Source organism: Xanthomonas sp. 1678 (assembly GCF_031455575.1).
Classification (GTDB): Bacteria; Pseudomonadota; Gammaproteobacteria; order Xanthomonadales; family Xanthomonadaceae; genus Xanthomonas_A.
Genome location: NZ_JAVDSZ010000015.1, coordinates 72,579 through 78,836 on the forward strand (window position 1 = coordinate 72,579; position 6,258 = coordinate 78,836).

Genomic DNA, 6,258 nt, shown 5'->3' on the forward strand with positions numbered 1-6,258 from the left:
GACGGCGTTCCGGCATTGAAGTGTTATATAGTAACATTTCTCCCGCCACGTCCTAGCCGCCATGCCATTGCCCGCCGTGCTCGACCGCCGCCTTCCCGTCACCGTCCTGTCCGGTTTCCTCGGCGCCGGCAAGACCACCTTGCTCAACCGCGTGCTGCGCAACCGCGACGGCCGCCGCGTGGCGGTGATCGTCAACGACATGAGCGAGATCAACATCGATGCCGCGCTGATCCGCGACGGCGGCGCCGCGCTCAGCCGCACCGAAGAGACCCTGGTCGAGTTCAGCAACGGCTGCATCTGCTGCACGCTGCGCGAGGACCTGCGCCAGGAGGTGCAGCGCCTGGCCGACAGCGGCCGCTACGACTACCTGCTGATCGAATCCACCGGCATTTCCGAGCCGATGCCGGTCGCCGCCACCTTCGCGGTGCGCGACGAACACGGCCGCAGCCTGGCCGACGTGGCGCGGCTGGACACCATGCTCACCGTGGTCGATGGGGTGAGCTTCCTGCGCGATTTCGGCTCGGCCGAGCGCCTGGCCGAGCGTGGCCTGCAGGCCGGCGCCGACGACGATCGCGGCCTGGTCAACCTGCTGGTGGAGCAGATCGAATTCGCCGACGTGCTCGTGATCGGCAAGTGCGACCTGGCCAGCGCAGACACGGTGGCGCGCACCCACGCCGTGCTGCGCGCGCTCAACCGCGACGCGCGCATCGTCGAGGCCCGCGACGGCGACGTGCCGTTGGAGTTGGTACTGGATACCGGCCGCTTCGATTTCGTGCGCGCGCAGTTGGCGCCGGGCTGGATGCAGGCGTTGCGCGGCGAGCACGCGCCGGAGACCGAGCAGTTCGACATCGGCAGCTTCGTCTACCGCGCACGGCGCCCGTTCCATCCGTTGCGTTTCGCGCGGCTGGCGCAGCGCGGCCTGCGCGACGTGATCCGCAGCAAGGGCTTCTTCTGGCTGGCCAGCCGCATGGACTGGGTCGGCGAACTGTCCATCGTCGGCGCGGCCACCCAGACCCAGGCGGCCGGCTTCTGGTACGCCGCGCGCGAACGCGTGGAGCAGGGCCTGCTGGACACGCCGCTGCCGTTGCCGCCGCGCCCGTTGCCGTACACCGAGCTGGGCTGGCAGCGGCAGCACAACGCGTGCTGGAGCGCACCGCCGCCGCAGGCCGAGGAGGTGGGCGACGCGCGCGAGTACGCGGCGCTGCGTGCGCTGTGGCATCCGTTGTGGGGCGACCGCCGCCAGGAGCTGGCGCTGATCGGCGTCGGCCTGGACGAGGCGCGGGTGCGCGCCGAACTCGACGCCTGCCTGCTCGACGACGCGGAACTGGGGCGCGGTCCACTGGCCTGGCAGGCGCTGGCCGATCCGTTTCCGGTGTGGCGGCGCTGAGCAATTGCTGGGGTTGCCGGCGTTTCTGGTTCGCTTGCCTGTTCATTGGCTAAGAACCATCACGCACGCAGGTCCCCGCGCTTCGTTCGTCGCGGCTGAAGCCGCTCCTACACGGGGCTTGGTGCGTGATGGGTGCACTGTAGGAGCGGCTTCAGCCGCGACAGAACCCGTGGCGCAAGCCGCTAGCCGCGCGCGCCGATCGCGATCAACACGATCGCCAGCAGCGCCAATCCCAGCCCGGCGCGGTTCCAGGCGCTGGTCTTCTCGCCGAAGGCCAGCACGCCGAGCAGCGCGCCGAGCACGATCACGCCCAGGTTCATCGCCGCGAACACCACCGCCGGGCTGTCCGGCAGCGCCTGGTGGGCGCGCACGTAGAACGCGATGTTGCCGAAGTTGAGCGCCCCCAGCAGCAGCCCGGCACCCAGGTTGCGCCAGGCCAGCGGCCGGGTGCCGCGGACATGCCGCCATAGCTGCACGCCGAGCAACAGCACGAAGGCGATCGCGAAGGCGACCAGCAGCGACGCGGCGAACGGCGTGCCGGCCTGGGCGATGCGCTTGAGCGATACGTCGATCAGGGCGAAGCCGGCCCAGACCAGCAGCAGCCACGGCGCCGCGCGCGCTGCGCCGTCCGGCGCCGGTCCGGGCCGGTGCACGATGCCGGCGATGGCCAGCAGCCCCAGCGCCAGCCCGGCCAGCTTGTAGCCATTGGCGCGCTCGCCGAACAGCGCGAACGCCGCCGCCAGCGACAGCAGCAGCGACAGCCGCTGCGCCGCGTCGGTGCGCACGATGCCGGCCAGCGCCACGGCGCGGCCCAGCACCAGGAACAGCGCCGGCAGCAGCACCGCCAGGACGAGCAGCGCCACCCATGGCGTCTGCGCGCTGCGCAGCGAGGCCAGCGGCGGTTGCAGCAGCGCCGCGCACAGCAGCGCCGCCGCCAGGTAGTTCCAGGTCACCGCCTGGGCCAGGTCGATACGCTGGCGCGGCGCCAGCTTCAGCAGCGCCGAGACCAGCACGCTGCACACCACACTCAGGAGAACGAACGCCACGCGCAGAAGATCCGGTCGGGAAAGAGAACGCTGCGTGCATGCGGCCTGCATGTGGCCTGCACCCAGCCCCGGTATTATGAGCGCATGACCTCTCCCGCTTTCCCCATCGAATCCGGCGCGTTGACGCTGGACGGCCCCGCCGGCCCGATCGAAGCCGCGGTCGACCTCCCCGACGCCGAGGTGGCCGCCTTGCCGGTCACCGCGATCGTCTGCCATCCGCTGTCCACCGAGGGCGGCACCATGCACAACAAGGTGGTGACGATGGTCGCGCGCGCGCTGCGCGAGCTCGGCGTGCACGTGGTGCGCTTCAACTTCCGCAGCGTCGGCGCCTCCGCCGGCAGTTTCGACCAAGGCGACGGCGAGCAGCAGGACCTGGCCGCGGTGGCGGCGTGGGTGCGCGCACAGCGCCCGCACGACGCATTGTGGCTGGCCGGCTTCAGCTTCGGCGCCTACGTGTCGCTGCGCGCCAGCGCCGCGCTGCAGCCGCAGGCGCTGGTATCGATCGCGCCGCCCGCCGGGCGCTGGGACTTCGCCGGCGTGGAACCGCCGCCGCAGTGGCTGGTGATCCAGGGCGACGCCGACGAGATCGTCGACCCGCATGCCGTGTACGAGTGGCTGGAGACACTGGAACAGCAGCCGGAGCTGGTGCGCATGCCCGACACCAGCCATTTCTTCCACCGCAAGCTGATCGACCTGCGCGGCGCCTTGCAGCACGGGGTCAAGGCGTGGCTGCCGGCGAAGCCGGCGTGAGCGCGGCGCGGCGACAGGCGGCCGCATGGCCGCACGCGCGGCCATGCACGGGCCGGCACCGATGAGCACAGCGAGCATGCCGTCGCAACGTTATGCCGCCGGCGTGGCGCGCGGCGACTGGCGCGACGATCCGGCGCAGCACGCCGCGCTGGCCGAACTGGACCGCATCCATGCGGCGATCGTGGACAGCGACCAGGACGGCTGGCTGGATCGCCTGGCTGCGTTCTGGAAGAAGCCCGAGCCGGTGCGCGGCCTGTATTTCTGGGGCGGCGTGGGCCGCGGCAAGACCTTCCTGGTCGATCTGTTCTACGACGGCCTGCCGATCGAGCAGAAGTACCGTACGCACTTCCACCGCTTCATGCGCGGCGTGCACGAACGGCTACGCGAGCATGCTGGGCAGAGCGACCCGCTGGCCAGGATCGCGCAGGAATGGCGTACCCAGCTGCGCGTGCTGGTGCTGGACGAGTTCTTCGTCACCGACATCGGCGATGCGATGCTGCTGGCGCGGCTGCTGGAGCGCCTGTTCGCCGAGGGCGTGACCTTGGTCACCACCTCCAACACCGCGCCGCAGAACCTGTACCTCAACGGCCTGCAGCGCGAGAGCTTCCTGCCGGCGATCGCGCTGCTGCAGAAGTACTGCGTGGAACTGTACGCCGAAGGCACCGAGGACTACCGCATGCGCGCGCTGACCCGCTCGCCGGTGTATCGCGCGCCGCTGGATGCGCAGTCCGATGCGTGGCTGCAAGGACGTTGGAGCGAACTCAGCGGCAACGAAGCCGCGCGCAGCGGCAACATCGTCATCGAAGCGCGCAAGATCCCGGTGCGCGGCCGCGGCAAGAGCATCGCCTGGTTCGATTTCGCGGCATTGTGCGAAGGCCCGCGCGGGCCGTCCGACTACATCGAGATCGCGCGCGAGTTCAACACCGTGCTGCTCGGCGGCATCCCGCACTTCGATCGCATGAACGAAGATGCGGCGCGGCGTTTCGTCAACCTGATCGACGAACTGTACGACCGCCAGGTCAACCTGGTCTGCACCGCGCAGGATCCGCCGCCGCAGCTGTACAGCGGCGAGCGCCTGGCCGGGGCATTCGAGCGCACCGCCTCGCGCCTGATCGAGATGCAGAGCGCCGAGTACCTGGCCACCGCGCACCGCGCCTGAGCGCGGTGGCCCGCGCAGGCGCTGGCCTCCCGGCTTTCCTATGGGAGCGGCCTCAGTCGCGACAAGCGAGGCGGCGGACTCGCCGGGCACGATGCAGTCGGGACTGAAGTCCCTCCCACAAGAAGCGGCATGCCCGAGCATCGCCATGCTCCTGTGGGAGCGACTTCAGTCGCGACGAGTGAAGCAGCGGGCTCGCTGGCATTGTGCAACCTGACCGAAGGTCCATCCTGCGGGGGACCTGCAAGCACGATGCACTTTTGGGACTGGCCATCGGTCGCGATGTGCGAGGGCGGTAGACAACCGCCTATTCCAGATCAAAGTGCTTGCAATTAAATAGCGCGCTATGTAAATTGCACCCATGCCGAAGAAGCGCACCCCTGCCGAGATCCCCAGTCGCGACGCGGCGCTGCAGCTGGACCAGCAGCTGTGCTTCGCGCTGTACTCGGCCAACCTAGCGATGCACAAGCTCTACCGCGGCCTGCTGAAGACGCTGGACCTGACCTATCCGCAGTACCTGGTGATGCTGGTGCTGTGGGAACAGGACGCGCGCACCGTCGGGGCGATCGGCGAGCGCCTGTTCCTGGATTCGGCGACGCTGACGCCGCTGCTGAAGCGGTTGCAGGCCAGCGGCCTGGTGACCCGCGAGCGCTCGGCCGACGACGAACGCCAGGTCGTGGTGCGCCTGACCGCGGCCGGCCGCGCGTTGCGCAACAAGGCCGGCGCAGTGCCCGAGCAGGTGTTCTGCGCCGCGGCCTGTTCGCTGCAGGACCTGCGCCAGCTCAAGCAGCAACTGGAAACCCTGCGCGGCAATCTAGGCGGCGGCTGAGGTTGTCGCCAAGGCATGACGTTCCGTTAATTATGTAGTGTGCTATTAAATCGTTATCAATCAACCCGGCGCCTCGCGCCCCATCAGGAGAACCACCATGGCCTCACCCGAAAAGATCCTCTACACCGCCCACGCCACCGCGACCGGCGGCCGCGAAGGCCGCGCCGTGTCTTCCGACAAGGCGCTGGACGTGAAGCTGTCAACCCCGCGCGAACTCGGCGGCGCCGGCGGCGACGGTACCAATCCGGAGCAGCTGTTCGCGGCCGGCTATTCGGCCTGCTTCATCGGCGCGATGAAGGCGGTGGCGGCGCAGGACAAGCTGAAGCTGCCGGGCGAAGTCAGCATCGAAGGCAGCGTCGGCATCGGCCAGATCCCAGGCGGCTTCGGCATCGCGGTGGAGCTGCGCATCGCCGTGCCGGGCATGCCGCGCGAGGAACTGCAGGCGCTGGTCGACAAGGCGCACCAGGTCTGCCCGTACTCCAACGCGACCCGCGGCAACATCGACGTGAACCTGGTCGTCCTCGACTAAACGATGCGGCTTGTCCGAAGACCCCGTCGCGCCACGTGCGCGGCGGGGTTTTTTGCTGTCTGCAATACGGCAGTGGCCCGAGCCACCACGCAGAACGTGGCCGAAAGAGCAGCTGTTGCCGTCGCCTTTGCTTTTGCTGTTGCTGTTGCTTTGCTTGTGATCTATCGGGCCCCCTCAGCGCGGCAGACCCGGCGGGCGAATACCCGAAGGGCGACGCGCAGGATGCGCGTCGTTTTTCGCCGGCACATGGATGTGCCGTCGAAAAATGCCCGTCGGGGCTGCGGACCTGGAGCGCGTAGCGCGGAAGGCGCGCTGCGGGGTGTGCTTTCTTTTGGTTACTTTTCTTTGCACAAGCAAAGAAAAGTGACCCGCGCCAGCGGAAGCTGTTGCTCTTGCTCTAAAGCTTCAAAATCCCAATGCCAGAATCAAGACAACGGCAAAGGCAAAGGCAAAGGCTTTCGCCTTTGGGCGAGTCACTTTTCTTTGCTCGCGCAAAGAAAAGTAACCAAAAGAAAGCGCGCCCTGCCTAGCGCCCTCCGCGCTGCGCGCTCCGGGTCCGCG

At 68.6% G+C, this 6,258-nt stretch carries 6 protein-coding genes; 5 read left to right on the plus strand and 1 reads right to left on the minus strand.

All coding sequences use genetic code 11. From position 1 onward, the window contains the following. The first annotated feature begins 61 nt into the window (after positions 1-61). Entirely contained in the window at positions 62-1,387 is a 1,326-nt protein-coding gene (locus J2Y70_RS20525; RefSeq protein ID WP_309921895.1) for a GTP-binding protein, read from the plus strand. Positions 1,388-1,569: 182 nt separating this feature from the next. On the opposite strand, the gene J2Y70_RS20530 is transcribed toward J2Y70_RS20525, so the two are convergent. Then, positions 1,570-2,433: an EamA/RhaT family transporter gene (locus tag J2Y70_RS20530; protein ID WP_309921898.1), complete on the minus strand. Its 864-nt coding sequence runs from the start codon at positions 2,431-2,433 to the stop codon at positions 1,570-1,572. Positions 2,434-2,517: 84 nt separating this feature from the next. Here J2Y70_RS20530 and J2Y70_RS20535 point away from each other — a divergent pair, with 84 nt between their 5' ends. The 4 genes from J2Y70_RS20535 to J2Y70_RS20550 all read left to right on the plus strand — a co-directional run bounded on the left by J2Y70_RS20535 (position 2,518) and on the right by J2Y70_RS20550 (position 5,697). Next, entirely contained in the window at positions 2,518-3,183 is a 666-nt protein-coding gene (locus J2Y70_RS20535) for an alpha/beta fold hydrolase (protein WP_309921901.1), read from the plus strand. A gap of 61 nt (positions 3,184-3,244) precedes the next feature. Then, positions 3,245-4,342, plus strand: coding sequence for a cell division protein ZapE (zapE, locus tag J2Y70_RS20540; protein WP_309921904.1), 1,098 nt, complete (start codon positions 3,245-3,247; stop codon positions 4,340-4,342). Positions 4,343-4,700: 358 nt separating this feature from the next. Next, positions 4,701-5,168 carry a MarR family transcriptional regulator gene (locus J2Y70_RS20545; protein WP_309921907.1) on the plus strand — a complete coding sequence of 156 codons (468 nt, stop codon included), beginning with the start codon at positions 4,701-4,703 and terminating at the stop codon, positions 5,166-5,168. 97 nt (positions 5,169-5,265) lie between these two features. Next, positions 5,266-5,697 (plus strand): organic hydroperoxide resistance protein, encoded by a 432-nt coding sequence (locus J2Y70_RS20550; protein ID WP_263396723.1) that lies wholly within the window; start codon positions 5,266-5,268, stop codon positions 5,695-5,697. Positions 5,698-6,258 lie beyond the last annotated feature (561 nt).